The organism is Pontibacter populi, assembly GCF_019336435.1.
Classification (GTDB): domain Bacteria; phylum Bacteroidota; class Bacteroidia; order Cytophagales; family Hymenobacteraceae; genus Pontibacter; species Pontibacter humidus.
The window spans coordinates 763,847-789,447 of sequence record NZ_JAHWXQ010000002.1; the positions used below are offsets into that span (position 1 = coordinate 763,847).

24 protein-coding genes are annotated in these 25,601 nt (G+C 44.0%); 16 read left to right on the forward strand and 8 right to left on the reverse strand.

Annotated elements, in window-relative coordinates; translation table 11 throughout:
• Window positions 1-137: 137 nt before the first annotated feature.
• The 5 genes from KYK27_RS09810 to rsmA all read right to left on the reverse strand — a co-directional run bounded on the left by KYK27_RS09810 (window position 138) and on the right by rsmA (window position 4,487).
• Entirely contained in the window at window positions 138-536 is a 399-nt protein-coding gene (locus tag KYK27_RS09810) for an HIT family protein (protein WP_199109841.1), read from the reverse strand.
• 3 nt (window positions 537-539) lie between these two features.
• Window positions 540-1,013, reverse strand: a complete 474-nt coding sequence (gene greA, locus KYK27_RS09815; protein ID WP_199109842.1) for a transcription elongation factor GreA — start codon at window positions 1,011-1,013, stop codon at window positions 540-542.
• 295 nt (window positions 1,014-1,308) lie between these two features.
• Window positions 1,309-2,241 carry an NAD(P)-dependent oxidoreductase gene (locus KYK27_RS09820; RefSeq protein WP_199109843.1) on the reverse strand — a complete coding sequence of 311 codons (933 nt, stop codon included), beginning with the start codon at window positions 2,239-2,241 and terminating at the stop codon, window positions 1,309-1,311.
• A 110-nt stretch (window positions 2,242-2,351) separates the two neighbouring features.
• A complete protein-coding gene (mgtE, locus tag KYK27_RS09825) occupies window positions 2,352-3,704 on the reverse strand; it encodes a magnesium transporter (RefSeq protein ID WP_199109844.1) in 1,353 nt (450 codons plus the stop codon).
• A 3-nt stretch (window positions 3,705-3,707) separates the two neighbouring features.
• Window positions 3,708-4,487 carry a 16S rRNA (adenine(1518)-N(6)/adenine(1519)-N(6))-dimethyltransferase RsmA gene (rsmA, locus tag KYK27_RS09830; RefSeq protein WP_199109845.1) on the reverse strand — a complete coding sequence of 260 codons (780 nt, stop codon included), beginning with the start codon at window positions 4,485-4,487 and terminating at the stop codon, window positions 3,708-3,710.
• 149 nt (window positions 4,488-4,636) lie between these two features.
• On the opposite strand from rsmA, the gene KYK27_RS09835 reads away from it, so the two are divergent.
• The 8 genes from KYK27_RS09835 (at window position 4,637) to KYK27_RS09870 (ending at window position 12,663) form a co-directional block, all read left to right on the forward strand.
• Window positions 4,637-6,070, forward strand: coding sequence for a leucyl aminopeptidase family protein (locus KYK27_RS09835; RefSeq protein WP_199109846.1), 1,434 nt, complete (start codon window positions 4,637-4,639; stop codon window positions 6,068-6,070).
• Between the two features lie 5 nt (window positions 6,071-6,075).
• The gene (pdxA, locus tag KYK27_RS09840; RefSeq protein WP_199109847.1) at window positions 6,076-7,098 is read left to right on the forward strand and encodes a 4-hydroxythreonine-4-phosphate dehydrogenase PdxA; all 1,023 of its coding nucleotides are present in this window, start codon (window positions 6,076-6,078) and stop codon (window positions 7,096-7,098) included.
• Between the two features lie 63 nt (window positions 7,099-7,161).
• Entirely contained in the window at window positions 7,162-7,710 is a 549-nt protein-coding gene (locus tag KYK27_RS09845) for a YceD family protein (protein WP_199109848.1), read from the forward strand.
• A gap of 49 nt (window positions 7,711-7,759) precedes the next feature.
• Window positions 7,760-7,957, forward strand: a complete 198-nt coding sequence (rpmF, locus tag KYK27_RS09850; RefSeq protein ID WP_162426976.1) for a 50S ribosomal protein L32 — start codon at window positions 7,760-7,762, stop codon at window positions 7,955-7,957.
• Window positions 7,958-8,003: 46 nt separating this feature from the next.
• The gene (gene plsX, locus KYK27_RS09855; RefSeq protein WP_162426977.1) at window positions 8,004-8,945 is read left to right on the forward strand and encodes a phosphate acyltransferase PlsX; all 942 of its coding nucleotides are present in this window, start codon (window positions 8,004-8,006) and stop codon (window positions 8,943-8,945) included.
• A gap of 136 nt (window positions 8,946-9,081) precedes the next feature.
• Window positions 9,082-10,080 (forward strand): beta-ketoacyl-ACP synthase III, encoded by a 999-nt coding sequence (locus KYK27_RS09860; protein ID WP_199109849.1) that lies wholly within the window; start codon window positions 9,082-9,084, stop codon window positions 10,078-10,080.
• An 89-nt stretch (window positions 10,081-10,169) separates the two neighbouring features.
• Window positions 10,170-11,297 carry a hypothetical protein gene (locus tag KYK27_RS09865; RefSeq protein ID WP_199109850.1) on the forward strand — a complete coding sequence of 376 codons (1,128 nt, stop codon included), beginning with the start codon at window positions 10,170-10,172 and terminating at the stop codon, window positions 11,295-11,297.
• 238 nt (window positions 11,298-11,535) lie between these two features.
• The gene (locus KYK27_RS09870) at window positions 11,536-12,663 is read left to right on the forward strand and encodes a hypothetical protein (protein ID WP_199109851.1); all 1,128 of its coding nucleotides are present in this window, start codon (window positions 11,536-11,538) and stop codon (window positions 12,661-12,663) included.
• A gap of 81 nt (window positions 12,664-12,744) precedes the next feature.
• On the opposite strand, the gene KYK27_RS09875 is transcribed toward KYK27_RS09870, so the two are convergent.
• Complete coding sequence (locus tag KYK27_RS09875) at window positions 12,745-13,188, reverse strand: tRNA (5-methylaminomethyl-2-thiouridylate)-methyltransferase (protein ID WP_199109852.1); 444 nt, start codon at window positions 13,186-13,188, stop codon at window positions 12,745-12,747.
• Window positions 13,189-13,666: 478 nt separating this feature from the next.
• Between KYK27_RS09875 and efp the strand changes: the two genes are divergently transcribed.
• From efp to accC, 3 genes are all read left to right on the forward strand, one after another.
• Window positions 13,667-14,230 carry an elongation factor P gene (gene efp, locus KYK27_RS09880; protein ID WP_199109853.1) on the forward strand — a complete coding sequence of 188 codons (564 nt, stop codon included), beginning with the start codon at window positions 13,667-13,669 and terminating at the stop codon, window positions 14,228-14,230.
• Window positions 14,231-14,233: 3 nt separating this feature from the next.
• Complete coding sequence (gene accB / locus KYK27_RS09885; protein WP_199109854.1) at window positions 14,234-14,710, forward strand: acetyl-CoA carboxylase biotin carboxyl carrier protein; 477 nt, start codon at window positions 14,234-14,236, stop codon at window positions 14,708-14,710.
• Between the two features lie 94 nt (window positions 14,711-14,804).
• Window positions 14,805-16,151, forward strand: coding sequence for an acetyl-CoA carboxylase biotin carboxylase subunit (gene accC / locus KYK27_RS09890; RefSeq protein WP_199109855.1), 1,347 nt, complete (start codon window positions 14,805-14,807; stop codon window positions 16,149-16,151).
• A gap of 173 nt (window positions 16,152-16,324) precedes the next feature.
• Here the strand turns inward: accC and KYK27_RS09895 are convergent, their stop codons facing one another.
• Window positions 16,325-16,900: a DUF3109 family protein gene (locus tag KYK27_RS09895; RefSeq protein WP_199109856.1), complete on the reverse strand. Its 576-nt coding sequence runs from the start codon at window positions 16,898-16,900 to the stop codon at window positions 16,325-16,327.
• Window positions 16,901-17,954: 1,054 nt separating this feature from the next.
• Entirely contained in the window at window positions 17,955-19,607 is a 1,653-nt protein-coding gene (locus KYK27_RS09900) for an ankyrin repeat domain-containing protein (RefSeq protein ID WP_199109857.1), read from the reverse strand.
• A gap of 291 nt (window positions 19,608-19,898) precedes the next feature.
• On the opposite strand from KYK27_RS09900, the gene KYK27_RS09905 reads away from it, so the two are divergent.
• The 5 genes from KYK27_RS09905 to KYK27_RS09925 all read left to right on the forward strand — a co-directional run bounded on the left by KYK27_RS09905 (window position 19,899) and on the right by KYK27_RS09925 (window position 25,500).
• Window positions 19,899-22,151 (forward strand): ATP-dependent helicase, encoded by a 2,253-nt coding sequence (locus KYK27_RS09905; protein ID WP_199109858.1) that lies wholly within the window; start codon window positions 19,899-19,901, stop codon window positions 22,149-22,151.
• 177 nt (window positions 22,152-22,328) lie between these two features.
• Entirely contained in the window at window positions 22,329-23,012 is a 684-nt protein-coding gene (locus KYK27_RS09910) for a DUF4290 domain-containing protein (RefSeq protein ID WP_199109859.1), read from the forward strand.
• Between the two features lie 6 nt (window positions 23,013-23,018).
• Window positions 23,019-24,323: a UDP-N-acetylglucosamine 1-carboxyvinyltransferase gene (gene murA / locus KYK27_RS09915; protein ID WP_199109860.1), complete on the forward strand. Its 1,305-nt coding sequence runs from the start codon at window positions 23,019-23,021 to the stop codon at window positions 24,321-24,323.
• A 250-nt stretch (window positions 24,324-24,573) separates the two neighbouring features.
• Window positions 24,574-24,954, forward strand: a complete 381-nt coding sequence (locus KYK27_RS09920) for a hypothetical protein (RefSeq protein ID WP_219337359.1) — start codon at window positions 24,574-24,576, stop codon at window positions 24,952-24,954.
• Window positions 24,955-25,071: 117 nt separating this feature from the next.
• Window positions 25,072-25,500 carry a DUF1810 domain-containing protein gene (locus KYK27_RS09925; protein WP_199109862.1) on the forward strand — a complete coding sequence of 143 codons (429 nt, stop codon included), beginning with the start codon at window positions 25,072-25,074 and terminating at the stop codon, window positions 25,498-25,500.
• Window positions 25,501-25,601 lie beyond the last annotated feature (101 nt).

Consider the following 25,601-nt stretch of genomic DNA (forward strand, 5'->3'; position numbering starts at 1 on the left):
AGCGTTACAAACGATAAAACTATAGCTTCTATAAACTCCCTCCCTATTTTTAGTAGAGGACTCGGGTCAGTTAAAAACAAAATCGCCGGAACAAAGCTTTAGCTTCATCCCGGCGATTTTAAATGCTAAACTAATAGCTACCCTTGATAGGCAGCTTTTATCTTCTCGAGTGTTTCCTGAAATTCCTGCTGGCTGAACTGCTTTTTGTTGGAGAAATTCATATCCTGCATGCTGTTTAATGGTATTAAATGTACGTGGGCATGAGGAACTTCCAAACCAACTACAGCCACTCCGATGCGTTTGCACGGAACAGCTTTCTCAATAGCAGCAGCTACCTTTTTAGCAAAAGCCATCAGGCCCAGGTAAAGCTCATCATCCAGGTCAAAGATATAATCTGTTTGCTGCTTCGGTATAACTAAGGTGTGGCCTTTCGTTGTCGGAAATACATCCAGAAAAGCAAGGAAACGGTCATCTTCTGCTATTTTATAAGCAGGTATTTCACCATTCACAATCTTAGTAAATATCGAAGCTTCCATAGTTTATCGGCTTATTTCCAGAATTTCGAACTGTAGCTTTCCGGCTGGCACTGTTATCTCAGCCACATCCCCCACCGATAAACCTAGCAGGCCTTTACCGATCGGAGATTTTACTGATATCTTGCCAGAAGCCAGATCCGCTTCTTCCTCCGCTACCAAAGTATAGTCTACTACCATATTGTTCTTCAGGTTTTTCAACTTCACTTTAGAAAGGATCAGGGCTTTGCTTGCATCCAGTCCAGACTCATCAATCAGGCGGGCGTTGCCTACTACTTCTTCCAGTTTAGAGATCTTAAGTTCCAGGTGGCCCTGCGCATCTTTGGCAGCATCGTACTCGGCATTCTCACTTAAGTCGCCTTTATCGCGGGCTTCAGCAAGCTGGCGCGCCACTTCAGAGCGGCCTTTTGTCTTAAGCTCCTGTAATTCTTCTTTAAGTTTCTGTAAACCCTCTGCAGTGTAATAAGATAATTTGCTCATACGCTATTCTTCTTGTTTAAAACACAAAAACAAAGAGAACGGTTATGGCATGCATAACCGTTCTCTTTGTAAACTATGTAAATTATATTGGTTCTCTGTTTTAGTATAACACCACCTTTAGCGGCGTTACTTACTCTATACCATACGCTGGAACTCAGGTATTTGATTAACTCCGGCAGCTATAGTTCCGGAATGCTGTTAAGGCAAATATAATAAATTTTTAATTACAAGTACCTTTCGTTCTCATTTAAAAATTTTCTCAGAATTATACCGGTAAAACGCCTGGCACTGAATTTTATAGTTGCAGCAGCGCTTTTATCTTGGCTGTAAGTACCTGGTTTATTTTGATGTATGATTCGTGGGTCCAGCCGCCAATATGGGGAGTAAGCACTACGTTTGGCGCATGCACCAGGTAGTTATAGCTGGCCAGCTGTTTTTCGGTAAGCGTATGCAGTTTCTCGTTCTCCAGCACATCCAGGGCCGCACCTTTTAGAGTTCCTTTCTTAAGATGCTCTACCAATGCATCCTGGTCCACTACCTCACCGCGCGATGTATTCAGGAACCAAACAGGCTTTTTGAAACCACTAAAAAAGGCATCATCCGCAAAGTTATAGTTCTCCGGGATGTACGGAATATGGAAACTCACCACATCCGCTTCGGCTTGTATCACCTCCATCGGTACCTGCTCAGCCGGCACCGATACTTTTTCAGGGGCAAACTTATCGTAAGCTAAAATACGGCAGCCGAAGCTCTGCAGCAGCCTGGCAAAACTCTGGCCCATATTTCCGTAGCCAAAAATACCGATGGTCTTGCCTCCTATCTCTTCGCCACGGTTTTCTTCGCGCAACCATACTTTACTGCGCACTTCGTGGTCGCTACGAACTATATTACGGGTTAGTGACAGTAATAAGCCCAAAGTAAACTCCCCTACTGCCTGACTGTTTCCTTCGTTAGCTGACAATAAGGCTATGCCCCGTTCTTCTAGCGCATTCGCATCTATGTTATCGACTCCAGCGCCGGCGCGGGCTACAAACTTAAGCTTATCGGCATGCTTTATAGTTTCAGCAGTGATGCGCATTTTGCTCCGAACTATAAGTCCGTCGAAACCAGCCAGCGCCTCGCACACTTCTATCGGTTTTATAGTTGGTCTATAGTCCGCTTTTACCCCTATAGCTTCCAACATCGGAAAAATACTCGGGTGCATTTCGTCTATGATCAGGACAAGCATTATAAGTTAGAAAGTTTGGAAGTTAAAAAGTTAGAAAGGTTGGCAGTTAAGAGTTACGAAACATTAAACACGATCATCAAACTATAGATGTTTAGCGAATTGGTAATTCTTTACAGGTTATAGAGCAGATGCGCTACGCCAAAATAGATGGCCAGGCCAAGCAGGTCATTTGCTGTTGTTATGAACGGGCCGGCGGCAACAGCAGGGTTTATGCCTACTTTATCTAAGACCATAGGCGTTAAAGTACCCATCATGGAAGCAAGTATAACCACTGAAAACAGCGCCACCGATACTACCAGAGAAAGTTTCAGGTCTTGCCAGGACAAGTAAGTAAATGCAAAAACAAGGCTCGATATAATAATAGCATTCAGCAGCGCTACCATAATCAGCTTAAACATACGCTGGGCAAAATTATCGAACATCACTTCGTTTGACGAAAGGGTTTGAATAATGATGGACGAGGATTGAATGCCTACGTTTCCGCCCGTTGCTGTAATAAGCGGTACAAACAGTGCCAGAGCCGGAAGTATGGCAATGTCTTTCTCGAACAAGCCCATAAATTTTGCTGCCATTAAACCGCCTACCATACCAATGATAAGCCACGGAATACGCGAGCGCGAAATTCGGAACACGCTGTCATCTTCCTCCACATTCTCGGAAATACCGGTCATGAGCTGACGGCTGAGTTCAGCCTGCTCCTGCATTACGTCTACCACGTCGTCGATGGTAATACGGCCCAGCAAACGCCCTTGTATGTTCACGACAGGTATTGCTTCCAGGTCATATTTCTGCATCACGCTTACCACTTCGTTCTCGTCCCTGAAAGACTCAATCGAAATAACATCGGTACTATAGATATCCTGTACCAACTTATCGTCGCGGGAAAGTAGCAGCGCTTTCACACTTACACGCCCAACCAGGATGTCTTTGTTATCAACTACATAAACAGTATAAATGCGCTCTACATCTTCTGCCTGCCTGCGAATTTCTTCTATACACTGCCGTACGCGCCAGTTCAGGTTTACTTTTATAAGCTCTTTCGCCATCAGACCACCGGCACAGTCTTCCTCGTAGTGCAGCAGGTCCAGTATGTCTTCGGCTTTTTCTTCGTTCTCGATTAAGGCAATTACCTCTTCACGCGTCTGCACCGATTGCTCGTTAAGTATATCCACAGCATCATCGGAGTGCATCAGGTTAATGTAACGGGCAATCTCGGCTGAAGTAAAGTACTGCAGAAAATCGGTACGAATGTCGTAATCCAGGTTACTCAGTATTTCAGAACCAACTTCGGGCGGAAGCATGTCCATCACATACTTCGATTCGTTGGCATTCAGTTCGTAGAGCACCGTGGTAATATCGGCCGGGTACATGTCGGCCATCGTACTCAGAATAAATTCCGAGTCCTTGCGTTCAATGGCTTCTTCTACCTGGTCAATATACTCTCTTGTGATCTCTACCTGCATACGCTATTTGTTCTGTTCTACCAGCAGTGTTAATGCTATAAAATCCTGCACCGAAAGTTGCTCGGCACGCTTATCGAAAACGGGCTGCGCCTGTATTTCAGGCGGCAAGTTATAACTTTTGAGACAGTTACGCAGTGTTTTGCGTCGTGTTCCGAAACTCTGTTTTACCACCTCAAAGAATAGCTTCTCATTACAAGCCAGTTCTTTCACATCATTGCGGATCAGACTGATAACTCCGGACTTAACTTTTGGCGGCGGATGGAACACATGCTCATGCACCGTAAAGTTGTATTCTATTTTATAAAAGGCCTGCAAGAGCACGCTCAGGATGCCATAGGTTTTAGAGCCCGGAGGCGCTGCAATGCGCTCAGCCACTTCTTTTTGTATCATACACACCACTTCCGGCACTACATCGCGATGCTTTAAAACAGCAAAGAAAATCTGGCTGGATATGTTGTAGGGAAAGTTACCGATGATAGCGAACTTACCCGGAAACAGCTTGCTCAGATCTGTCTTCAGAAAATCGGCTGAAATGATGCGGTCTTCGAGTTGCGGAAAATGCTCTTTTAAGTAAGCGATGGATTCGCGGTCGATATCGATCACGGTGGTTCTGTATTCCTCGTGCTGCAACAGATATTGCGTGAGCACGCCCATACCCGGGCCAATTTCCAAAACATCCTGCACGCCCTCCGGCATGGTCAGTTGCTCCACTATCTTCTGGGCTATGTTCTGGTCGACCAGGAAATGCTGGCCTAAATGTTTTTTCGGACTTACTTTGCTCACATTCTATACTTTATAGTTTACGGCGCAGCATTATACTTTTTGCCGGAAACCCGTTATACCTTTATTGTGCGCTAAACGGCTATGGCTGCTTGTTTTCGCATTACGTTTTATAGTTACTATATTGCAGCCTTCAAAGATACGAACGACAAATGCCAACACAACTTAAATACGACACAAGCTTAGCTAAAAATACCGACCTGGCACTTATCATAGCTGCCGACAAGGGAAATGCGTTGCAGGAACTGCAGCCAGAAGAGCAAAACTATGTGCAACAGCAGTTACAGCAGGAAGCCAAGTTCATTTACCTGAACCGCTTTTCGCACCGCGTGTATATAGTTGTAACTCCTGATAGCAAAACAGAAGACCAGAAAAACGAAGCGCTTCGACAGGCAGGCCATAGTTTATTAAAGCAGCTTAAGACAGATAAATCGGAAAGCATAACTATAGTTGACAAGACAGGCAGCAATGACAGTCTGTACCTAGCCGAAGGCTTATACCTGAGCAACTACCAGTATTTTAAGCATAAAACCAAGGATACCAAGGAAACAACGCTTAAAACAATAACTATAGCCGACGAAACTATAGATGCAAAACAGGTTGAGGAACTGGCCAATTTACTGGAAGCCGTTTATAAAACCCGCAGCCTGATAAATGAGCCACACAGTCATCAGTCAGCATCGCAACTAAGCGAGCAACTGGAAGAACTGGCGAATGAAGCTGGCTTTAGCCTGGATGTGCTGGATGAGCTAAAGATCCAAAGCCTGAAAATGGGCGGATTACTGGCCGTGAACCAGGGCAGCGAGGAACCGGCTACCTTTAATATATTAGAGTGGAAACCAAAGAACGCTAAAAACAGCAAACCTTATGTGCTGGTAGGCAAAGGTGTAGTCTACGATACAGGTGGCCTGAGCTTAAAGCCAACACCGATGTCGATGGACTACATGAAGTCGGATATGGCAGGTGCTGCTGCAGTTACCGGTGTATTGTATGCTGCGGCTAAAAACAATTTACCACTTCATATTATCGGTTTGATTCCGGCTACAGACAACCGCCCGGGCGGACAGGCTGTGGCCCCCGGCGATGTAATTACCATGTACAATGGCATGACCGTGGAAGTACTGAACACCGATGCCGAAGGCCGTTTAATATTAGCTGACGCACTAAGCTTCGCTAAGAAATATAACCCAGAACTGGTAATTGACCTGGCAACACTAACCGGTGCGGCGCAGCGTGCGTTGGGCAAAGAAGCTTTAGCAGCCATGGGTACTGCCGGCGACGAAGTAATGGCTGATCTGAAGAAGGTCGGTAATAAAGTACACGAACGCATTGTGGATTTCCCGCTCTACGACGAGTATAAAAAGCAGCTGGAGTCTGACATTGCCGACCTGAAAAACATTGGCGGTGCCGAAGCTGGTCACATTACAGCAGGCAAATTCCTGGAAGCTTTTACCGATTACCCTTGGGTACACTTTGATATTGCCGGTACAGCCTACTTACATGCTGAAGATTCTTACCGCAGCAAACTGGCAACCGGTACAGGCGTACGCTTAGTGTATAACTTTCTTAGCACGAAAGCTAACTAAACAACATGGATAACAGATTTAAAGCCAGACTGGGCTTAACTATAGGCGACACCAACGGCATCGGCCCGGAAGTGATCATCAAAACATTATCAGACCAGCGTATCCTTAACTTTTGTACGCCGGTTATTTATGCGTCGGCAAACGTGCTAAATAGAGTGCGAAAGGCGCTAAGTGCCGAGCATTTTAATTACCAGCAGGTACAGTCAATTCAGGCTATAGTTCCTAAGAAAGTTAACCTGATCACCTGCCTGGACGAGAACCTGGAAGTACACCTGGGCAACCCGACTCCGGAATCAGGCAAAGCATCGCTGGACTCTTTAATGGCTGCCTCACGCGACCTAAAAGCCGGTTTGCTGGACGGCATCGTAACGGCGCCTATTGATAAGGAGAATATTCAGACCGAAGAATTTAAATTCCCGGGCCATACCGAGTTCCTGACCTCCTATTTTGATGCGCCCGAAAGCCTGATGTTACTGGTGAGCGGCGACCTGCGTGTAGCAACTATAACCGGCCACATGCCTGTAAAAGATGTTTCAGCCAGGATCAGTTTCGACCTGATCATACGCAAAGTAACGATACTGCTGGAGTCGCTGAAGAAGGATTTTGGTATACTGAAACCACGCATTGCTATACTGGGTCTTAACCCGCACGCCGGCGAAAACGGTTTATTGGGCACAGAGGAATTAGAAATTATCCGCCCGGCAATTATGCATCTGAAAGAAAAAGGCCACTTAGTTTTTGGCCCCTACCCTGCCGATGGCTTTTTTGGGATGCAGCAGTACAAGCAGGTGGATGCCGTCGTTTCGATGTACCACGACCAGGGACTTATTCCGTTTAAAACGCTTGCTTTTGAGAGCGGTGTTAACTTTACAGCCGGCTTGCCAATAGTTCGCACCTCGCCCGATCACGGTACTGCCTACGATATTGCCAGCAAACATACGGCCAGCGAAACTTCTTTCAGAGAAGCATTGTTCCTGGCCTGCGATATAATTAAAAAGAGAACTGCAGAACAAATGCCTGTTGTTTAAGGCGTAGGTATTTTATTTGTCAGAATAATGTTCTAATTTTGCAACTTGCAATAAAAAAAGGCAGTGAAGAAGTTAAAAGATTACGATATCAACATTGTTCAACTCAGCAATAAAACGCACCAGTTCGAGTTTGATATGGATGATTCTTTTTTTGACCTTTTCAGCGGAGAGATCATGCATGGCGGCAAACTGCACGCTGATGTAGAACTGGAAAAGACGGAAACGTTGCTGACGCTGCACTTTGATATTAAAGGGACCGTACGCTTAACCTGCGACAGAAGCCTGGAAGAGTTTGATCAGCCGGTAGATGTACAGGAAACGTTCCGCATGAAGTTTGGTCCGGAAGATAAGGAACTGGACGAAGACCTGTGGATGATAGAAAGCGATACTCAGCAGATAAACGTGGCGCAGCACCTGTACGATTACATCGGGTTGTCGCTGCCAATGAAAAAGCTGCACCCTCGGTTCCTGAAAGAAGAGGATGAAGACAGTGATGATGATATCCTGATCTACTCCTCGAAGCATGCCGGTGACACGGATAGTGACAGCGATGAAGGAGATGATGACGATGACATTGATCCACGCTGGGATGCACTGAAAAACCTGAATTAATAGTAGCTTAACGAATTATAAACACAGTAAATAAATATTTAACTAAAAAATGGCACATCCTAAACGTAAGATTTCGAAGACCAGAAGAGATAAGAGAAGAACTCATTATAAACTTTCTGAGAAAGCCATTGCGATCTGCCCTACTACGGATACACCGCACCTTTTCCACCACGCTTATGTAGTTGAAGGTGACCTGTTCCACAAAGGCAAACTTGCAATCAAAAATTATACAACTAACGCTCAGTAAGCTTTAGCTGCTATTTAGTACTGTATAGTTTAACATCAACCACTACATGAGGATCGCCTTAGACGCAATGGGTGGCGATTATGCACCGGAGGCTATAGTTAAAGGTGCCATACTTGCCGAAAAGCAGCTTCCTGAACAATATGAAATTTTGCTTATAGGCAAAGAGACTATTGTACAGCAGTTATTACAAGAATACGGGTATACTGGCAAAAGCATTAAAGTGGTTAATGCCAGCCAGGTAATTGAGATGGGCGAACACCCAACCAAAGCCCTTACCCAAAAACCGGACTCCAGCATAGCAGTCGGTTATGGATTACTGAAAGCCGGGAAAGCAGATGCTTTCTGCAGCGCAGGAAATACCGGAGCCATGCTTGTAGGGGCCATGTTCAGCGTTAAAGCTATAGAAGGAATTTTAAGACCATCTATAGCCGGGCTTGTTCCGAAATTAAAGGGTGGTTACGGCATTATGCTGGATGTTGGTGCAAATGCAGATTGCAAACCGGAAGTACTGGAGCAGTTTGCAGAACTTGGCTCAATTTACGCCAAGTATGTACTCGATATCAAAAATCCTAAAGTTGGGTTGATGAACCTGGGCGAAGAGGAAGGCAAAGGTACTGTGAACACACAGGCTGCCCACCAGCGCTTAAAGGTAAATCAAACTATAAACTTTATCGGCAACATAGAAGGCCGCGACGTTTTTAATGATAAAGCAGACGTTATTGTTTGCGACGGTTATACCGGTAACATTATCTTAAAAATGGCAGAGTCTATTTATGACATATTGAATGAGAAGAAAATGCATGATCCTTTCTTCGATAAGTTTAACTATGAAGCCGAAGGCGGAAGCCCTATTTTAGGAATAAACGGTAATGCAGTTATTGGCCACGGAGTTTCTACTCCTACTGCAATCTGCAATATGGTGCTGCAGGCCCAGAAAATGGTAGCTACTAACCTGTCTGAGCGTTTCAGAAAGAACTATAGCGAATAATATCGGTGGCGCTTGTTGCCACAATTTTAACTTGGCATAAACTTTAGCAGTTATCTTTTTAAGGTACTGAGAGTTTGTGCCAAGTTTTTTTTTGTAACTTGCCCGCCTTAATCTAACAACCTAATACCTTTTAAAGATGAGTAAAATTACTGCCGCGATTACAGGTGTAGCAGGCTACGTCCCAGAATACGTGCTTACCAACAAGGAGCTCGAAACAATGGTGGAAACCAATGACGAATGGATAACTTCCCGTACCGGCATTAAGGAAAGGCGTATCTTAAAAGGCGAAGGCAAAGGCACATCTCATATTGCAGTACCGGCAGTACTTGACTTACTAAAGAAGACGAATACAAAACCTGAAGAAGTTGATCTCCTTATCTGTGCTACCACTACCCCTGATATGGTTTTCCCGGCAACGGCTAACCTTATTACAGCAGAAGTAGGCGCAGTTAATGCATTTGGATATGACCTGCAGGCTGCCTGCTCCGGCTTCCTTTTTGCCCTGGCTACAGCATCTAAATTTGTAGAGACTGGTCAGTATAAAAAAGTGATTGTAGTTGGTGCCGATAAAATGTCTTCCATAGTAGACTATACCGACAGGGCTACCTGCATTATTTTTGGTGACGGTGGCGGTGCTGTAATGCTGGAGCCAAACACAGAAGGCCTCGGTATTATAGATTCAGTTCTAAAATCAGACGGAACAGGTGCACAGTTCCTGCACATGAAAGCAGGCGGTAGCCGCAAACCAGCAACTATAGAAACAGTGCAGGCTCGTGAGCATTATGCATACCAGGAAGGTCAGCAGGTATTTAAGTTTGCCGTTAAAGGTATGGCTGATGTATCTGCAGAAGTAATGGAGCGTAATAACCTGACCGGTGAAGATGTGGCATGGCTGGTACCGCACCAGGCTAACAAACGCATTATTGAAGCTACAGCTAACCGTATGGGGCTGAGCAACGAAAAAGTAATGCTTAACATCCATAAATATGGTAACACCACCAGCGGCACTATTCCGCTTTGCCTGTGGGAGTATGAAAGCCAGCTGAAAAAAGGTGATAACATTGTATTAGCAGCATTTGGTGGTGGCTTTACTTGGGGTGCTATTTATTTGAAGTGGGCCTACGATACGAAATAATAATTCAAAATATTGTATATTTAAAAGGTGATCATAAGATCACCTTTTTTATTGCCCTGAATTATTATTTATCCCAAACAATGCTCTAAATGAACAAACTTTTTACACTTCTTTTTATCTTCTTTTTAGTTACTTGTTTTCATGTAAATGCCCAGGTCAATCTCTTCGAAAAAGGGTATATTGTGCAGAACGGCGACACAATTTCCGGTTATATAAAAAATGCTCCTGACCTGGATTTAACCCAATCTATTGAGTTCAAAGAAAACCTGGCCGCCCCAACCATAACTACTTTTACACCACAACAAATTACCTCCTTCACTTTTGAAAGCACGGGTATAATTCATACTGCTGTAATTGCAGATATAATAAAAGGTGCTACTACACATAAGGTCGAGCGATTTGCAAAACTATTACTGAGCGGCTATACCTCTCTTTATAAATTAGAATTACCTACAAACGAACTATCTATAGAAATACAGAAGCAGAATACGTTTGTGTATGTTTTAAAAAAGGATGGTGCTTACCATACCCTAGGTGTATATGAGACATACAATAATGGAACGATAAGAACCAATAACAGGTACAGAGTTATATTGCGAGCAATTTTTGTAGACTGCGAAACCTATGAGGATAACTTAGACAGGCTGCCTTTTGACGACGAAAGTATTATAGAGGAAGTCAAAAAGTATAACACCTGCAAAGCTCCTGCTTCTATATCTAACATCTATACAATTAAACCAAAGCCACTTATTAAACATGGGTTTGAGGGTTCTTATGCAAAAGGCTCTATTTCCAAAAAGGAAGACTATGCGGGAGAAGGATATGCTTTAGGGTACTTCTGGGATGTTATGCACACAGATAAGTCCAGGCATGTATCCGGGAAATTGGGGATAGGTTTTATGCTCTATGATTATGAAGACATAAATTCTCGGGATGAGCCAATCACTGAATCGGTAATTTATCTCCGGTTTCCGGTGGCTCTACAGTATAATATTATAAAAGATCTTAAATCTGACTTTATTCCATTTATAAATTTTGGAGCTACTGCACAGGTCTCTGATGAGCTGCAAATAATGCAAAGCGTTAACATTGGGATGTTTTACGATCGGTTAAGGCTTTCGGTGGGAATTGAAAATACCAGGTTCACGAAAGGAATGACGTTGTTTAATTTTGGAGTAGGAATTAGATTGGATGATGCACTTCGAATACCACTATAACTAACTATAAAAAAGCGGCCTCACAGCCGCTTTTTCTTTTAAACCAAACCAACAACTTTAAACTAGATATTAGCAGCATTTGGTGGTGGCTTTACATGGGGTGCTATTTATTTGAAGTGGGCCTACGATACGAAATAATAATTCTAGATATTAAATATTTAATATATATTTAAAAGGTGATCATAAGATCACCTTTTTTATTGCCCTGAATTATAGTTTATCCAAAATAATGCTCTAAATGAACAAACTCTTTACACTTCTTTTCATCTTCTTTTCGGTCTCCATCATTAAAGTTAACGCCCAGACCAGTGCCTTTGAGGAAGGATATATAATAAACAGCCAGGATACGATACGGGGGTACATAAAAAGCGCTTCTGACCTGGACCTCAGCAATTCGGTACAATTTAAGACGGACATTAACTCAGAAATTGTTAAAAATTATTTGCCGGGAGATATAACTGGATTTGGATTTAACAACACAGGATTTCGTTTTACTACAGTAAGAGTGGAGATAATAAAGGGCTCCAATGTAACATACCATAAAAGGTTTGCTAAGTTAATTCTCAGTGGCTACACTGATCTGTATAAGTTGCCCATACCCCAGGAAGAGCAATCAATAATTACATCCAAAGGAAACACCTTTTTGTATGTTCTCCAAAAAGATACAACTGATTATACTTTAGGATTATATGAGACAATAATTGGCATACATGTTAGCAAGAACAAGAGGTACATTGGCATGCTGAAGGCAGCGTTTAACGATTGTGAAAATCTTAAAATTAATCTGGATAGATTAAACTTCAATGATAAGGCTATCCTTGAAGCTGTAACAGCATATAACACGTGTAAATCACCGGCTCAGCAAAGCACACTTCACGTTTATGAAGCAAAGGCTATTGTTAAACGTGGGCCAGAGCTATCTTACGCGCAACTATACATCCCCAAAGAGCCGGCTAACGTTAGCGGACAGGGGGTTTCAGTGGGTTATTTCTGGGACATCATACAACCTGGCGAAAGTAGAAAATACTCTACAAAATTAGGCCTGAACTACATGTATTATCTTCGTAAGACAGACTCAAAAGATCCTGAAATAGAAGATGTGGTTATACATTCTGTCCGGTTGCCTTTCTCAGTGCAGTATAACTTAAAAGATCCGATCATCTCTACCACTGTACCTTTTTTTAGCATCGGATTTACTACTCAGATGACTCACGAATTTAATTCAGCAGATCTTATGCCGTTCCCAAGTGTTGGAATTGGTATGTATGTAAATAAATTCAGATTCTCGGCTTTACTTGAAAACGAAGGATTTAAACTTTCAAACCCTAAAATTCTGAATGTAGCAATAGGTTTCAGAGTTAAATAACCTACCTGAATCAGGTTAACAAAAAAGCGGCCCGACAGCCGCTTTTTGTTTTAAACCAAACCAACAACATTAAACTAGATTTTACCCGATCATCTGGCCTCTGCCATAGTCTGCCCGCTCGGCCATACCGCCTTCTGGTCTATCAGCTTCAGATAGTTTAGCAAGGCAAAACGCGCCGATGGCCATCACCAGGTCACGCACCGCAACATCAAAATACTCGCCAGTAGTTATCAGGTTTATAGCTATACCCACCAGCCAGGCAGCTACAATATACCCTCCTATTCTTGGGCGCAGTAAAACTAAAACACCGGCAATAATCTCGATCACGCCAACTATAAGCATAAAAGTGTGCGGGCTAAACGGAATGATGTCGGCAACGACAGGGCTCAGGTATTTGTCCCAGTTGGTGAGCAGGTGCGTAAACTTATCTAAACCTGCCACAATGGGCACTACGGCATAAGTATACTTTAGAATCGACCACACTGTGTGTACGCGGTCTGTTGAAATACTGGTTGCTGTGTTCATGATATTACCCTCCTTTAAAATTAAAGTTCTGGTAATTAGATGTACTATAGTTATATCCGTTACAAAACAGGTACAACATCATGAAAAACAACACTTTAAACTTTAAAAGTTATATGAGGTAAACTATAGTTCAGACAGTAATGAAAGTGAGAACGGGAGACGAAACAGTATGATAAGAACTATAGAGCAAGTGCTATGAAATTACTGGCAGCGGCTTCCTGCTCAGGCACCAGTCTCCGAACATAAGTTTAAGCTTAGCCTGAAAATAGAATAGGTTTGAACTATAAATGGGCTCTACAGCTATAGTATAGAAAATATTACGCATGCATACCATATTAACTAAATGAGAGTAAAGCAACTTAAAATCATACCTTTTTTCAAAACAAATCCGGCAGATTGACTAACTTTGTTTGCAGAACATAGTTTTGCGCTATACTTTTATCGTTTCATTTAAGTACAACACGATTCAGAATACTATATGGCAACCACAGCTGATATTAAAAACGGCGTTGTGATCGAATACAACAACGACCTTTACCAGGTAATAGATTTCCAGCACGTAAAGCCAGGCAAAGGCCCTGCCTTTGTAAGAACCAAACTAAGAAATATCAGAAGTGGTAAAGTATTAGATAACACCTTTTCGGCAGGCCATAAAATTACAACTGCCCGCGTAGAGCAGCGCCCACACCAGTTCATTTACAAAGATGACATGGGCTACAACTTTATGGACATGAGCACTTTTGAGCAGTTAGCGTTACCAGAAGTGATGGTACCGTTTGCTGACCTGATGAAAGAAGGCCAGGAAGTAACGATCCTTTTCCATGCAGAAACTGAAAGCCCGCTTACCTGCGAGATACCTCCTTTTGTAGAGTTAACAATTACTTATACAGAGCCGGGTCTTAAAGGCGATACCGCAACAAACGCATCAAAACCAGCCATTGTAGAGACAGGTGCAACTATACAGGTGCCTCTTTTCATTGGTCAGGACGAAAAAATAAAAGTAGACACTCGTACTTATTCTTACGCAGAAAGAGTAAAATAACACATGAAAGCTAAAGAAATCCAGGACCTTATCGACTTCATCGCCAAATCCGGCCTGAACAAAGTCAACATTGAAACAGAAGAATTCAAGATATCGGTACAGCGTGATGCTGCCCAGAAGGTAAAGTATGTGAGTGAGCCATCTCACCATGCTCCTGCTGCTCCTGCCCCGGCTGCCGCTGCGCCGCAGGCTCCGGCCGCTGCACCAGCTGCTCCTGCTCCGGCATCCGACGACAGCAAATATGTTGCTATCAAGGCGCCAATGATCGGTACATTCTACCGTGCTGCAAGCCCGGAATCTCCTATCTTCGTGAATGTGGGTGATGAAGTAAAAAAAGGCCAGGTGATCTGTATCATCGAAGCTATGAAACTGTTCAACGAGATCGAGTCTGAAGTATCGGGTAAGATTGTGAAGGTGTTGGTAGATAACGCTACACCAGTTGAGTACGATCAGCCATTGTTCCTGGTAGATCCATCCTAATTAAAAATTAAAAATTAAAAATTATAAGCTGGGATTTAAAGACTCCATGTCCTCTCCTGGCTTTTTTCTAATTTCTAATTTCTAATTGAAAATCATGTTTAAAAAAATATTAATTGCCAACCGGGGCGAGATTGCACTGCGAATTATTCGTACGTGCAAAGAGATGGGCATAAAGACGGTAGCGGTTTATTCTACTGCCGACAAGGAAAGCCTGCACGTGCGATTTGCTGATGAAGCAGTCTGCATTGGCCCTGCACCGAGTTCACAGTCTTACCTGAATATCCCGCACATTATTGCTGCTGCCGAAATCACTAATGCAGACGCAATTCACCCGGGCTACGGTTTCCTTTCTGAGAATGCTGAGTTCTCGCGCATTTGCGCTGAAAACAACATTAAGTTTATAGGTGCCTCTCCTGACATGATCAACCAGATGGGTGATAAGTCTTCGGCGAAAGACACTATGAAAGCAGCAGGTGTACCAACTATACCAGGCTCTCCGGGCTTATTAAAGTCTTTTGAAGAAGGCATCAAGCTTGCTGCAAAGATCAAGTATCCGGTAATTATCAAAGCAACCGCCGGTGGTGGTGGCCGTGGTATGCGAATCATCAAAGACGAGTCTGAGTTCGAGAAAATGTGGAACGATGCCCGTACAGAAGCTTCCGCAGCCTTTGGTAACGATGGTATTTACCTGGAGAAATTCATTGAAGAACCGCGCCACATCGAAATTCAGCTGATCGGTGACCAGTACGGCAACGTAGCGCACCTTTCAGAACGTGACTGCTCTATCCAGCGCCGTCATCAGAAACTGGTAGAAGAAACTCCTTCTCCGTTTATTACCGATGATCTACGTGAGCGTATGGGCCAGGCAGCCATTGCCGGTGCTAAAGCTATTAACTACGAAGGTGTTGGAACTATAGAATTCCTGGTAGACAAGAACCGTGATTTCTATTTTATGGAGATGAACACGCGTATCCAGGTAGAGCACCCTATTACAGAAGAAGTTATTGATTACGACCTGATTAAGGAGCAGATTAAGGTAGCTGCCGGCGAGCGAATCTCCGGTAAAAACTACTACCCTAAAATGCACGCCATCGAGTGTCGTATTAATGCGGAAGATCCAAAGCATGGTTTCCGACCTAGCCCGGGTAAGATTACAAACCTGCATGTGCCAGGTGGCCATGGTGTTCGCGTTGACTCTCATGTATACTCAGGTTACACGATCCCGTCAAACTACGACTCTATGATCGCCAAGCTGATCGTGAGCGCACAAACCCGTGAAGAGGCATTGGTTAAAATGAAGCGTGCTCTTAGCGAGTTCGTGATCGAGGGTATCAAGACAACTGTACCTTTCCACCTGAAACTGATGGATGACCCAGGCTTTAAAGAAGGTAACTTCACAACTGCTTACCTCGACAATTTCGACTTCAAATCGCTAGACTAAGTAGTTCTAACGATAAACAAAAAAGCCGGTGCATTTGTACCGGCTTTTTTGTTAACCATTTATCTATTTAACATATAAAGCAAACTACAAGCATATAATAACTCAATGCCATAAAAAAAGCGGGATACAGTATTAAACTGCATCCCGCTCTCGGATTTTAAACTATAGCTGGGCTAAACTTTCTCTGGTTCTTCCTCCATCAGTTGTGTCAGCTCGTTGTACCAGCTTTCGCCATACTTTCGGATAAGCGGCTCTTTCAGGAACTGGTACACTCTTACGCCTAAGTCCTGACCAAAATTACAGGCTGCAGCACAAATGCTCCAACGGTCATAGTTCAGAGCTTCAAAATCATCGTATTTCGTAACCCGGATAGGGTATAAATGGCAGGATATCGGCTTTTTCCAGCTGATCTTACCATCGTAATAGGCCTGTTCAATCGCACATTTAAGGATACCTTTATCGTCATAAAGTGCGTAAGCACACTCACGGTTTTCTATAGTTGGTGTGGAGTAGTCGCCTTCAAAATCTTTGATGTAAAGCCCCTGCTCCTCCACTGCCAGTTTGCCGGCACCGGTCATGTAAGGTTTAATGTGCTCGTAACTTTCCTCCAATATCGCCAGCTCACTTTCTTCCAGCGGAGCGCCCAGGTCGCCTTCTACGCAACAGGCACCTTTGCATTTCTCAAGGTTACAAACAAAAGAGTTATCGCGGATGTCGTCGCTGATGACGGTATTCTGAAGGACTATCATATTCTACTAAAGCAATCGGAAGGGAACTGCGCTTCCTGTGTTTAAAGAGACAAAGGTAACCAGAAAATAGTTTAGAAGATGTTTAAGTTATGTGAGGTGTATTCATACTTCTTTAGTCATTCGGAGCTTCAGCCAAGAGATCTTTTATGTTCTATAGTTGCCTTACACTTTATTGTCATTTCGAACAAAGTGAGAAATATGCCTTCTATAGTTTCTCTTTTGTCATTTCGAACCAGTGAGAAATCTATCTCAGCTTATAGTTGATATTACTACAATTCGAACCAAGCCTTTTCTTTCATAGCCTTCTTTAATCCTGGGAGCTTTACTCACCTACTGTTTCAATTCAGCTTTGGTGCCCTCATGGCCGGGAGGCCTCGTCTTCGGGCATCGCGCGGTGTACATTTGCTTTGCTCCTGCGTCGCAATGCCTAACGGCACCCCAAATCTACAAGGCGCTCAACCCGAAGACTGTGATCTTTCGCATAGTTACCAGCATCTATAGTATGGAATTTCACGCTTCGAGATTTATCGTGGCAATAATTTCGAAGGGACAGGTAAACCTGTCCTGATCATGAGTTGTAACTATAGAACTATAGATACCAACTATAACTATAGCCGAAACTCCCCTCTTGGGAGGGGCAGGGGTGGGTTAAAACCGCAACTATAAAACTTTAGCCAGCGCCACTACTTTTGGCTGTCCCTATCGGGCCAGTTGAGTTACAAACTCAACACCTTAGTAAACCACAAGTTGAAAACTTGCGGCAGCAGAGAAGCAGTAACTATAAAACATTTACCCCAGTTATAGCATAAAGCCCAATCCTCCTAATCCTTTAATCCTGTAAATCCTGATTCAGACAATTCCTGTCCCTGCCGAGCCAGTTGAGTCAGGAGACTCAACACCATCCCAAGTCACGAGCGAAGACGCTCGTCAGCACTAAGTGCAACTATAAAGCTCTAAACTCAACTATAGCAACAAACATATTCCCTGCTCCCGAAAAACAAAAAAGGTGACCACACTTTCACGCAGTCACCTTTTAAGCTTTAAATCAAAACCCCTAATTCTGTTTGCCAGGCGAACCGGCAGCCATTAGAATATTGGTTACGTTTTCTTGTTTGGTATAGTCGATAGCGGTTTTACCGGACTGGTCTTTTAGTTTAGGGTCGGCACCGGCCTGTATCAGAGCCAGAATTATCTCGAAGTTTGAGTTGAGTTCACAAGCCAGTATCAGAGGTGTCTTACCTTCGTTGTTCTGCAGGTTCGGGTTTGCGCCGGAAGCCAGCAGCTTTTCAAGCTCCATAATGCCTATGTGTTGCCCGTTGGTAGACTGTAGCGCTGCTGTAAGCGCAGTGTTCCCTTCTTTATCTTTTATGTTCAGATCGGCTTTGTATTTAAGCAAGGTATCCAGCAATTGTACCTGCTCCTGCTCGAATAACTGCGAATTACTGATGCGGGCACCTGCAACGGTATGGTGAAGTGCAGTGCGGCCATCTTTATCCTGGGCATTAACATTGGCACCTTTGCGCAGCAAGATACCAGCCATGGCCGGTCGTACTTCGGGTTGATATATCACACCGTAATCTTCCAGCAACAACGGAATGTAAAGGGTATTCATCAACGGTGTTCGGCCGTGTAACTCTTCAGCTTCGTAATCATCCGGAATAGCAGTGGTATTTACATCGGCCTTGTTTTTAAGGGCACGTTCCAGCATATCAGGGTTACGGTTTATAGCAGCAATTACTAGCTTCTGGTCGGCTGACTGGTTCATGTAGCGGAGCTGCTCGTAGGCACTAACACTCCCTTTTGAAATAGCTTTTCGGTATAGGTTGCGTGCTTCATCCAGGTTTGGCTCTCCTACAGTTCCTTCTTCGTACAACAGACCAAGGGTATAAAGTGCTTCACGGTCGCCGGCTTCAACGCCTTTCTTCAACCAGAAGATCGCCTTCTCTTTATCCTGCTTTACTCCTTCCCCATCCAGGTACAAATTAGCCAGGTAGGTATACGACACCACATCACCTCTATTGGCGGCACGGTTCATATAGTTAAAGGCATAGCCAAGGTCCTTCATTTCGCCGTAGCCGGTATAATACATGCTACCCAACATGCGGTTACTAAAAGCGTCGCCTTCCACCGCTTTCTCACGGATAACTATAGCTGCTGTTCGCATTTTCTGTAAAAAGTCCTGCTTGTCTTCCTCCGTTCGGAGTATCATCAGCTCTGCCAAACCTAAATGACCCAACACACTATTTTCTTCTATCGCTCGCTCGTAGTAAAAACGGGCAGAATCGGTGTTGGCTGAGAAAAACTTTGTGCGGTTCTGGATCTCCAGCAACGTATCGATCTTGACAGAATCGTACTTCAACTCCCGGTACTGGTGCATGCGGCCCAGGAAATAAAGGGCATCGCTCTCGCCTTCCGCAAATGCTTGTTTAAATTTTACATGTGCCTGGTTAAACTGTAGCGACGTATAGTATTTCATAGCCTCCTGCATGGCTGGTGTTTGCCAGATCAGTTTTTCCAGCGCTTTCTCAGCCGATTTAGGCGCTGCTGTAGCAGTATTGGTTTTAGCAGCTGGTTTCGGAGTGGCTGCTTTCGGAGTTGTGGTGGATTTATTTATAGTTGCTTTCCCGTTTTTCGGGGTCGGTTTACTCTGTGCCGGGCTTAACTGTGCGCTAAAAACGAACAGGGCAAGCAGCAATAGGTTTTTCATGGCGGGTATGATAGTGCGATATTTTTGATATATCATCAGTAAAATTCTTCTTATTAAGGAGTTTGTTATCAGGCAAAAGTAACTATAAACAGCCTCTATTTCAAACCGGAACTATAGCTGTGGTGATACATGCAATTTCCGGGCCTTTTTATTTGGCCTGCTATAAAACGCTTTTCAAGTTAGTATTGTTCATAAGCTAACTATAGCTACCAATTTACACTGGCGGTTCTGAATACGGATTTGTATTCGTAAATTGCATAGATTTTTAAAGACGCACGCGGAAGAGAACAAATGGATTATATTAGTTTATTGAACGAGTCGCAACGCAAGGCAGTACTTCACACCGAAGGCCCGGCCATGATCATTGCGGGTGCCGGCTCAGGCAAAACAAGAGTACTTACTTACCGGATAGCCCACCTTATCAGTTTAGGGGTAGATCCGTTTAACATACTGGCCCTTACCTTTACCAACAAGGCGGCCAAAGAAATGCGTCACCGTATCGAGAAAGTGATCGGTAACGAAGCCAAAAATATCTGGATGGGTACCTTCCACTCGGTTTTCTCACGCATACTCCGTGCTGAAGCTGACAAGATAGGCTACCCGAAAAGCTTTACCATTTACGATACCGACGACTCCAAAACACTCATTCGTAACATTGTGAAAGAGATGAACCTGGATGACAAACTATACAAGGCAAACGTAGTGTTGGGCCGTATCTCTTCTGCCAAAAACAAACTGATCTCGCATAAGCAGTACATGAGCGATCCGGTGATACAAGCCGACGACGAAGCAGCCATGCGCCCGAAGATTGGCAAGATCTACGAGCAGTACCAGAACCGCTGTTTTAAGGCTGGCGCTATGGATTTCGATGACCTCTTGTTCCAGACCAACGTACTTTTCCGCGACCATCCTGATGCGCTGAACAAATACCAGAACATCTTTAAATTCGTGATGGTGGATGAGTACCAGGATACAAACTACTCACAGTACCTGATCACGCGTAAACTGGCTGCCCAGAACCGCAATATTGTAGTGGTTGGTGATGATGCACAGTCAATTTATGCGTTCCGTGGGGCTGATATTCAGAACATACTTAACTTTGAGCGCGACTACCCGGAGCTGGAAGTATTCAAACTGGAGCAGAACTATAGATCAACCAAAAATATAGTTCACGCGGCCAATTCGGTTATTAAAAACAACACGGCACAGCTGCGCAAAGATGTTTTTACAGATAACGAGCAGGGTCCGCTTATTGAAGTAATAAAGGCAAACTCGGATAACGAAGAAGGCAAACTGGTGGCCACGTCCATTTTCGAAGAGAAGATGAACAACCACCTCTCCTACGACGATTTTGCTATCCTATACCGCACCAACGCGCAGTCTAGGGCTATGGAAGAAGCCCTGCGCCGCATGAACATCAAGTACAAAATTGTAGGTGGCCTGTCGTTTTATCAGCGTAAAGAAATCAAAGACCTGATCGCTTACCTGCGCCTGACAGTAAACCATAACGATGAACAGGCGCTGCGTCGTGTAATTAACTATCCGAAACGTGGTATCGGTGAAACTACAGAATCGAAGCTTTTTGTAACAGCTGATGAAGCGAATCATTCTGTCTGGGAAGTGGTGCAGAATGCTACTGAATTTTTGGGTAACCGCGTAGGAACGGCTATCGAAAACTTCTCGATGATGATCCGTGAGTTTGCCATTATGGCCGAACAAAACGACGCCTTTGAAGTTGCCAAACACGTTGCCAAACGTTCGGGTATAGTAGATGACCTGTACCAGGATAAAACCGTAGAAGGCCTTGCCCGCTACGAAAACATACAGGAATTGCTCAACGGTATAAAGGAATATGTAGATGATCCGGAGAAGGAAGACAAAAGCCTGTCCGCATTCCTGCAGGACATTGCTCTTATTACCGATGCTGATACCAAAGCTGACCTGGATGGCGAGTTTGTAACCCTGATGACCATTCACTCAGCAAAAGGACTGGAGTTTAAGAACGTGTTTATAGTTGGTATGGAAGAAAACCTCTTCCCAAGCCAGATGATGCTGAATTCCCGCGCCGACCTGGAAGAAGAACGCCGTTTGTTCTATGTAGCTATTACGCGTGCCGAAAAGAAACTATACTTAACTTACGCTACCAGCCGCTACCAGTGGGGCAACCTGCGGGCCTGCGAAAAGAGCCGCTTCTTAGATGAGATCGATCCGAAGTACCTGAACTTTAAATATGGTGATGCTGGAAATACGGCTTCAGGCAGCATGCTGGATCGTGTTCTGCAGCGCAAGAGCAGTATCAGCAGTCTGGTGCAGGCACCGCCGCGCAAACAAGCTGCAACAGCCTACACCGCCCCTGCCGATTTTAAGCCAAGCGACACCAGCAACCTTGCAGCTGGTATGAAGGTAGAACACCCTAAATTCGGTTTTGGCGTAGTAACCCTGGTAGATACACAGGGCAACAGCGTAAAAGCAACTATAAATTTTGATGAAGTAGGTGAAAAAACCCTTCTCCTGAGCTTTGCCAAGCTACGCATACATGAGTAATTAGAAATTGTGAATTAAAAATTGGAAATTGGGGCCTGACCCGGAAGTATACTTTCCTGTACTTTTCCAGTACCGCTCATAACTTCTTGTTCAAAATCCGTAATTCATAGTTGCACTTCGTGTAATATTTACCATTTCTAATTTCTAATTCATAATTTTGAATTTATATAAAATCTAATGGAAGCAAGTACCTCCTTTAAACAAGACCTGTTGTTGCGCGAATATGGCCGTAACGTGCAGGACCTTGTGAATCATATACTAACTATAGAGGACAGAGCTGAACGCACCCGCCTTTCGCAGTTGCTGATAAACCTGATGGCCAAACTGAATCCGCAGTTGCGTGATACACAGGATTACCAGCAGAAACTCTGGAATCACTTATATGTAATGTCTGGCTCGCAGCTGGATGTAGATGCGCCTTACCCGCTGAGCGCGATGGAGTACCTGAACGACAAGCCGCAGCGCATGCATTACCCGCTCGAGACGCCTAAGTTCAAGCACTATGGCCAGAACGTGGAGTTACTTATTCAGCGTGCTACCGAGCTGGAAGATGAGAAAGAGCGCGAAGCTGCTATCATCTCTATCGGTAAACTGATGAAAACGCTGTACCGCTCTTACAACAAGGAAAGCATTACCGATGATGTGATCCTGAGCGACATCCGCCAGTTATCGAAAGGTAAACTGAACATGGATCTTGCTTATATCGAGAGCAATAACCTGTTCGAATCTAATATTGGCGGTGGCAGCAGACAGCAAGATAACCAGCAGCGCAGCCAGCAGCAAAACCGTGGTGGCGATAACCGAGGTGGAGATCGCAACCGCAACAAGAATCCCCGATCTTCCAATCAAAGAAATAAATAAGAGTACATGGCTTCATTTGAAGTAATAGGTGGTAACAAGTTAAAAGGTGAGATAGTACCTCAGGGAGCTAAAAACGAAGCATTGCAGATACTTTGTGCTGTGCTGCTGACGGCAGAACCTGTTACCATTTCCAATATCCCGGACATCAGGGATGTAAATAAGCTTATCGAGTTGCTACAGGGTTTAGGTGTGGCTGTAGAAAGAAATTCTGCGGACACCTATACATTCCGAGCAGATAATGTAGACCTGGATTACCTGGAAACAGAAGCTTTCGTAACGCAGGGCCGCGCCATTCGTGGTTCGGTTATGATCGTAGGCCCAATGCTGGCGCGTTTTGGAAAATCGAAATTGCCTAAGCCGGGTGGTGACAAAATTGGCCGCCGCCGACTGGACACACACTTCGAAGGTTTTGAAAAGCTGGGTGCTAAGTTTAAATACAATGCATCAGACAACTTCTTTAGCGTAACCGCAGATAAATTGAAAGGCGCTTACATGCTCCTGGATGAAGCCTCGGTAACCGGAACTGCTAACATTTTGATGGCAGCGGTTTTAGCGGAAGGAACAACCACTATTTACAATGCTGCTTGTGAGCCTTATGTGCAGCAGCTTTGCCGCATGCTGAATCGCATGGGTGCCAGGATCAGCGGTATCGGTTCTAACCTGTTGGTAATTGAAGGCGTGGAAAAACTGGGCGGCACAGAACACCGCATGTTGCCGGATATGATCGAGATCGGTTCGTTTATTGGTCTTGCCGCCATGACTGGCTCTGAGATAACTATAAAAGACTGTCAGATTCCTGAGCTTGGCCTTATACCTGAAACCTTTAAGCGCTTAGGTATTAAAATGGAGTTCCGTGGCGATGATATCTACATACCGGCACAGGATCATTATGAAATTGATACCTACATTGACGGTAGCATCCTGAACATATCAGACCATACCTGGCCGGGCTTAACTCCTGACCTGCTGAGCGTGGCACTGGTAGTTGCAACACAGGCAAAAGGTACAGCGCTTATCCATCAGAAAATGTTTGAAAGCCGCCTGTTCTTCGTAGATAAACTGATCGACATGGGCGCGCAGATCATTCTGTGCGATCCGCACCGCGCTACCGTTATCGGCCATAACAACAACATTCCGTTACGCGGCATCCGCATGACTTCCCCGGACATTCGCGCTGGTGTGGCTTTGCTTATTGCAGCACTTTCCGCAGAAGGTACCAGCATCATTGACAACGTAGAGCAGATTGACCGCGGCTACCAGAACATCGATGGCCGTTTAAATGCTATCGGCGCACAGATCAGAAGAATATAACAACTATAAACTATAGTTTAATACTGGAAGAGCACTCAGAAATGGGTGCTCTTTTTGTTTGTGGTGGGTTTATAGTTTGTAGTTCTTATATTAGCTAAAGTATACACGATGATGTACTTAACTATAGTAATACTGCCAGAGTTTGGGAGTTACTTACATAGTGCGGCTAAGCGTATGTTTTCGTTTATACTATAGTTACCTGTCAGTTTAATTAAAATAAAGAAATATATCAATCATGAACCCATTACAAATGGAAGAACATATGCACCCAAATTTTATTAAAGCTTCTAACCTCCTTCTGGTAACCGTTGGTCTTGGATTGCTCAACATTTTTTTTTCACATGAGACGTTGAGTAGCGTGCAGAATATTTCTGTAGCTTCTGCCTCCATATTATTCGTTGCTGCCCTTGCATATTTTGCAAGACGAGGGAAAAAATGGTTTAAATATCTATTTCTTGTAGTAATGATTTTAGGTGTTTTGGGTTTGCCTTTTATTGTTCTTAACTTTATGAATAATCCTATTGTGGGATTCATAAATATTGTTCAAACTATTTTGCAAGTATGGGCAGCTGTACTCTTATTTAAAGTCCCTAAGCATTCAGCATTAGAACCTAATCCTACCATCTATTAATTTACATCCAATCTAAGTACTTAACAGCATCGTCAGGTAACAAAATACATAAGATAAGCTACGGCTACGCCTCGTTCACCTCATGTACCAGCCATTAGGAATTAAACTCCATTTATTATGCCCGACAACTATAACCTAAACCGATTTTTAGAAGCTCAGGAAAACACCTACCAGACTGCTTTAGCTGAGATCAGGAATGGCCGGAAGCGAAGCCATTGGATGTGGTTTATATTCCCGCAGGTGGCTGGGTTGGGTTTTAGCGAAACATCTCAGTTCTATGGAATTAAAACGATAGCCGAAGCCACTGCCTATTTAAACCACCCGGTTCTAGGGAAGCGTTTAGAAGAAATTACTGAAGCATTGCTAACTATAGATGGCAAAACAGCAAACCAGATTTTCGGGAGCCCAGACGATATGAAACTGAAATCCAGTATGACCTTATTTGCAGCTGTTAGCGATGAGAAACCTGTATTTCGGAAAGTGCTGGAAAAGTATTTTAATGGCCAGGAAGATACCAAGACTTTACAGCTTCTGAAGGGCAATTAACTTCTCAAAAAGATAGAATTACTATGGCGCGAGCGTCCTCGCTCGTGTCTGGTATAGGGTGGCCTCTGGCCACTGTGATACAGTAGTATAACTGAGATGAA

What these genes read in the sequence shown, in the direction of transcription:
- KYK27_RS09810 (WP_199109841.1), bottom strand. Translation starts at nt 536, where the DNA reads ATGGAAGCTTCGATATTTACTAAGATTGTGAATGGTGAAATACCTGCT.
- greA (WP_199109842.1), bottom strand. Translation starts at nt 1,013, where the DNA reads ATGAGCAAATTATCTTATTACACTGCAGAGGGTTTACAGAAACTTAAA.
- KYK27_RS09820 (WP_199109843.1), bottom strand. Translation starts at nt 2,241, where the DNA reads ATGCTTGTCCTGATCATAGACGAAATGCACCCGAGTATTTTTCCGATG.
- mgtE (WP_199109844.1), bottom strand. Translation starts at nt 3,704, where the DNA reads ATGCAGGTAGAGATCACAAGAGAGTATATTGACCAGGTAGAAGAAGCC.
- KYK27_RS09835 (WP_199109846.1), top strand. Translation starts at nt 4,637, where the DNA reads ATGCCAACACAACTTAAATACGACACAAGCTTAGCTAAAAATACCGAC.
- pdxA (WP_199109847.1), top strand. Translation starts at nt 6,076, where the DNA reads ATGGATAACAGATTTAAAGCCAGACTGGGCTTAACTATAGGCGACACC.
- rpmF (WP_162426976.1), top strand. Translation starts at nt 7,760, where the DNA reads ATGGCACATCCTAAACGTAAGATTTCGAAGACCAGAAGAGATAAGAGA.
- plsX (WP_162426977.1), top strand. Translation starts at nt 8,004, where the DNA reads ATGAGGATCGCCTTAGACGCAATGGGTGGCGATTATGCACCGGAGGCT.
- KYK27_RS09860 (WP_199109849.1), top strand. Translation starts at nt 9,082, where the DNA reads ATGAGTAAAATTACTGCCGCGATTACAGGTGTAGCAGGCTACGTCCCA.
- KYK27_RS09865 (WP_199109850.1), top strand. Translation starts at nt 10,170, where the DNA reads ATGAACAAACTTTTTACACTTCTTTTTATCTTCTTTTTAGTTACTTGT.
- KYK27_RS09870 (WP_199109851.1), top strand. Translation starts at nt 11,536, where the DNA reads ATGAACAAACTCTTTACACTTCTTTTCATCTTCTTTTCGGTCTCCATC.
- KYK27_RS09875 (WP_199109852.1), bottom strand. Translation starts at nt 13,188, where the DNA reads ATGAACACAGCAACCAGTATTTCAACAGACCGCGTACACACAGTGTGG.
- efp (WP_199109853.1), top strand. Translation starts at nt 13,667, where the DNA reads ATGGCAACCACAGCTGATATTAAAAACGGCGTTGTGATCGAATACAAC.
- accB (WP_199109854.1), top strand. Translation starts at nt 14,234, where the DNA reads ATGAAAGCTAAAGAAATCCAGGACCTTATCGACTTCATCGCCAAATCC.
- accC (WP_199109855.1), top strand. Translation starts at nt 14,805, where the DNA reads ATGTTTAAAAAAATATTAATTGCCAACCGGGGCGAGATTGCACTGCGA.
- KYK27_RS09895 (WP_199109856.1), bottom strand. Translation starts at nt 16,900, where the DNA reads ATGATAGTCCTTCAGAATACCGTCATCAGCGACGACATCCGCGATAAC.
- KYK27_RS09900 (WP_199109857.1), bottom strand. Translation starts at nt 19,607, where the DNA reads ATGAAAAACCTATTGCTGCTTGCCCTGTTCGTTTTTAGCGCACAGTTA.
- KYK27_RS09905 (WP_199109858.1), top strand. Translation starts at nt 19,899, where the DNA reads ATGGATTATATTAGTTTATTGAACGAGTCGCAACGCAAGGCAGTACTT.
- KYK27_RS09910 (WP_199109859.1), top strand. Translation starts at nt 22,329, where the DNA reads ATGGAAGCAAGTACCTCCTTTAAACAAGACCTGTTGTTGCGCGAATAT.
- murA (WP_199109860.1), top strand. Translation starts at nt 23,019, where the DNA reads ATGGCTTCATTTGAAGTAATAGGTGGTAACAAGTTAAAAGGTGAGATA.
- KYK27_RS09920 (WP_219337359.1), top strand. Translation starts at nt 24,574, where the DNA reads ATGGAAGAACATATGCACCCAAATTTTATTAAAGCTTCTAACCTCCTT.
- KYK27_RS09925 (WP_199109862.1), top strand. Translation starts at nt 25,072, where the DNA reads ATGCCCGACAACTATAACCTAAACCGATTTTTAGAAGCTCAGGAAAAC.